Raw genomic sequence first — 2,954 nt, forward strand, 5'->3', positions numbered from 1 at the left:
CCCCTTCATAATATCCTCCGGTAGTGTGAACGTATAATGTCCCAGCATGTTGATATGACCGTGCATCAGAGGCGAAAGCCGCGCGATATGTTCATCCTCTGGCCCTTCCCCGATGCTGCGCAGGTGCGACAAGGCTTCCTGCATATAAAGCGTATTCCACAGCACCACTGCGTTTGTCACCAGACCCAGCGCACCCAACTGATCTTCCTGCCCCTCGCGGTAACGTTTTCTGATCTCGCCACGCTGACCGTAGCAGATGGCTCTTGCAACGGCATGGCGGCCTTCACCCCGGTTCAACTGTGTTAGGATCCGGCGACGATAGTCCTCATCATCAATATAGTTGAGAAGATACAGTGTCTTGTTAACTCTTCCGACCTCCATTATTGCCTGAGCAAGCCCTGACGGTCGGGTACTTCTCAATAGCGATCGAATGAGTTCTGACGCATGAATAGTGCCCAGCTTCAGCGAACCGGCAACCCGCATCATCTCATCCCAGTGGCTTTCGATTTTAGAAAGGTCAACACAACCCCGCGCCAGTTTGTCCAACGCCCCGTAATTCGCTGCTTTGTCGGCCCGCCAGAACACAGCCTCACCCGCATCCGCCAGACGAGGTGAAAATTGGTATCCCAGTAGCCAGAACAGGCCAAAGATAATGTCACTGGTACCTGCTGTGTCCGTCATGATTTCAACCGGGTTTAGTCCCGTTTGTTGCTCAAGTAGCCCTTCCAGCACAAAGATGGAATCCCGCAGTGTTCCAGGAATCACTATGCCATGAAAACCCGAATATTGGTCAGAGACAAAGTTGTACCAGGTGATGCCGCGCCCTGAACCAAAGTATTTTCTGTTGGGGCCAGAATTCACCGTTTTCACTGGCGTGACAAAACGCATACCATCAGCGGAGGCTACCTCCCCGCCCCCCAGTATCCTGCCAACGCTAACGAGGACTGAAAATCAACCAGCCGCGCATTGGCGCTAACCAGCGTTTCTGCTCGGATGTAGTTCTGTTTCACCCAGCTCAGACGATGGCGAGTCAGTGCAGGGATATTGTGCTTGATCAGCGGCTCATGTCCGATATTGCAGGCCTCAGCCAGCATCACCGCACACAGGCTTATATGCAGATCCTGCGCACGGGCACCTGACTCGCTGACATGGCTGAATTCACGGGTGAAGCCAGTTCTGGCGTCAATCTCGAGCAACAGTTCTGTCAGGTCAACGGGTGGAAGCAATTGTCTGACTCGGCTGCTCAGTTGTATCAGCGCCGGTGGTTCATCCAATTTATCCAGGCTGCTGATGGTCAGCGAAGGATGTTTACCTTCATTGCAGATGTCCACGGCGGTATTGCGATCAAAACGTGATGCCACCGTTTTCCAGGTTTCATCTAACTGAGCGGCCAATTGCTCCGATGCTTTACTGCCATTAGTGGGGTGACCCAATGCCCGGCAGACTGGAACCCGCTGCGCCTGCCATTCCTCCCCCTGAAGAAGTTTTTGGCGCGGATCACCCCAACGATCGCTGTTTTCCAACCAGATGTCACGACGGCGTAGCGCATCCTGAAGTCGCTCCAGCAGACACAACGAGTAACCTGCTCGCTGTATCCGACCGTCAGCATCGTACACCAGGCGTTTCCAAGGGCCTGAAATGATATGTTCAGGTGCATCGTCCAGGATCCGTTTTTTCGAGCCGTTTAGCTCTGCCAGGTAATGGATGGCAGCCAAGGTATGTTCACCGTCTGGGGCCGCACGGAAGTGCAGATCGCGCAGTAGTGCGGGCAAAAAACGCCTTACCCGTCCGTATTGCTCCACCATTTCATCCTGAAAGTTTGTATCCTGGGGGCGGGCCAGTTCATTCACTTTTTCCACGGACTCTGCCAGTCTGGCGACAGACACACTGCTGAATATGGTCTTTCGCAGCAAATCATCGGCGGTATCTTCATCAAGTAAAAGTGCGCATGCCCGCGCCAGCAGCAACGCCGCGCGGTCAAGATCCTTGAGCGTCCTAAGTCGCTTTTTCTGCCCGGTTTTCTTCGCCTCCCGGGTAATATTGAGGATCAGCATATCCAGCACGTCAACGGCCTCGTCCAGCGCCGAGATTTCTTGCGCTTTCACGAATGCGGTAAGGATCGCCAGCCGCCGTTCTTCTGGCATTCTGCTGATATATTTCACCGATGCCATTCCGGCATAGCGTGCCAGATTGCGGAGCTGTATGGCGGGCAGCCCAGTGAAATTCAGACAGGAAAACTCCAGGCTGCGCAGGCGAGTGTAACGTTCAAGTGCTTCAGTGAACGCGGGGCCGCTGATAGTGACAGGGCCTCTTTTTAGGTGCTCCATCACTGAGAGTCGCTGTCCTTCGGGGATTTCAAGTAACCCAGCCAGTTGTGCGGTCTGCCAACGGTTTGGCAGCGCGGCCAATTTTCGCCACAAGCGGCGGGTCGCACGCTCACGGATTTCACCAATGACTCTCGTCAGGGTGGATGCGGCTGGCAACAACACTTTATTTTGAAGCAACCACGCGGTGGCAAAATCGAACATCAGTCCGGGGCGTTCATTACTGAGCCATGCACGGGTATACAGCAATCGCTTCAGTCTGAACGACCACGGGAAATCACCGAAATCATGATAGCTATAGTGCTGCCTGATAAGCCCGTGGTGCTCCCAACGTGTGTTTTCCCTTTGAGCATAGCGGGAAATGATCTCTGGATAGCGGATGTTAAGTTGCCTTGCGACATAAAACTGGACACCGGGCGGTATTTGCATGAGATCGGACAAGAAGGTTCCCAGAAAGCGGGCAGTTGTGAGTTGAAGGGCAATTCCCAACCGGTTATGCCTGCCCCTACGCAGGTTGATGAAAGGGCACTGTTGCAAAGTTAGCGATGAGGCAGCCTTTTGTCTTATTCAAAGGCCTTACATTTCAAAAACTCTGCTTACCAGGCGCATTTCGCCCAGGGGATCACCATA

General features: G+C 53.7%; 1 pseudogene. It reads right to left on the bottom strand.

The features are described 5' to 3' along the window. A pseudogene (locus ACOTZP_RS23735) lies at positions 1-2,846 on the bottom strand (Tn3 family transposase); the annotation flags it as partial. Positions 2,847-2,954: the final 108 nt, after the last annotated feature.

This window comes from Enterobacter cloacae complex sp. SYL001, from assembly GCF_049237025.1.
GTDB lineage: Bacteria > Pseudomonadota > Gammaproteobacteria > Enterobacterales > Enterobacteriaceae > Enterobacter > Enterobacter intestinihominis.